Below are 1,330 nucleotides of genomic sequence, written 5' to 3' on the forward strand. Positions count from 1 at the left end.
TCTTTCCCGTGACCTCGCTTATTCTAGACCCAGCAAGGGGAAATTCTTCACCGCCCACTAAAGATGCGTGGGGCCTGGATTGCGTCCACCATCATCCATCTGCCGAATGGGTTGATTGAAAACATGTTGCTCCCCCGGCTCCAACCACAAGATCCGCTCCTCCAAGCCCTCCCGTTTGGCCAGCTCACGCAAAACAAGAGGCGGTTCATGAATCTCTTCACGCGTCAACTTAAAGGCTCCCCAGTGAATCGGCAACATGTAAGTTGCTTTTACATCCACAAACGTCTTTAACGCGTCGTCCGGATCCATATGCATCATGTGAAACCACTCACGCGGCTCATACGCGCCAATCGGAATCAGCGCAACATCCGGTGCCGTTCCCTGCATTCCTTTAGAAAAGTCACTGCGATATCCCGTATCACCGGCAAACCAGAAACGATGCTTTCCGCCATTCACAAAAATCCCAGCCGAGGAGCGATACCGTTCAAGCCAGCGCTTTCCCCTGTGATTGACAGGCGTGAGACTATACGTGAAGCCATCAAGCGCAATCGTTTCGTCACGTCCTAATTCGTGAATATGTACAAACCCAAGATCATGAAGCAGTGATAGATGTCCGCGCGGACAAATCACGATCGCCTTACTCTTGCGGGCGATCTTCTTGAGTGTCGGGCGGTCCAAATGATCCCAATGCGCGTGAGACAAGAGCACAACATCAATCGAAGACAAATCGTCACTCGTATACCCGGCAGCCCGTTTTCTACGCACGACCAACGCGCGATTGGAAACGATCGGATCGGTTATAAAACGTTTGCCATCCACTTCTACGAGCACCGTGGAATGCCCTATGAATTTATAGCGAATCAGGGTAATCACCCTTTCTGACAAGGGTAGACAGAGGGAGCCGCGCATATGCGACGGCTCCCGAGCAACCCTTTTTAAACAACCATGGCGGAGCTGACGGGATTCGAACCCGCGATCTCCTGCGTGACAGGCAGGCATGTTAGGCCACTACACCACAGCTCCATGTATACGTTTGGTGGAGAATAAGGGACTTGAACCCCTGACCCCTGCGCTGAAAGCGCAGTGCTCTACCACTGCAGTCCGTTTCACTACCCCACCGTTTAGAGAAAGGCGCTTAAAGTCGCAGGATGTTTACGCCACCCTTTTTGCAACATATTAGCGGTTGGAATCAAGACGTGCAATCACTGAACACGAAGAGCAGTATATCATAATGGCCTTCGGCGAGGCAAGGCCACGCGATCACTCAGCTAAAATCTTACCGAAAGGACATTGGCTCACTCACATAGAAACCTTACCGAAGGGATTGTTG

At 51.6% G+C, this 1,330-nt stretch carries 1 protein-coding gene and 1 tRNA gene; both read right to left on the reverse strand.

Features of this window, described 5'->3' with window-relative positions:
- Window positions 1–57: 57 nt before the first annotated feature.
- On the reverse strand, window positions 58–909 hold the full coding sequence (locus tag ATW55_RS05235; protein ID WP_082685568.1) for an MBL fold metallo-hydrolase: 852 nt from the start codon (window positions 907–909) through the stop codon (window positions 58–60).
- A 37-nt stretch (window positions 910–946) separates the two neighbouring features.
- Window positions 947–1,023: transfer RNA gene (locus tag ATW55_RS05240), tRNA-Asp, on the reverse strand.
- Between the last annotated feature and the right edge of the window lie 307 nt (window positions 1,024–1,330).

Origin of the sequence: Ferroacidibacillus organovorans (assembly GCF_001516615.1) — a bacterium.
Classification (GTDB): domain Bacteria; phylum Bacillota; class Bacilli; order Alicyclobacillales; family SLC66; genus Ferroacidibacillus; species Ferroacidibacillus ferrooxidans_B.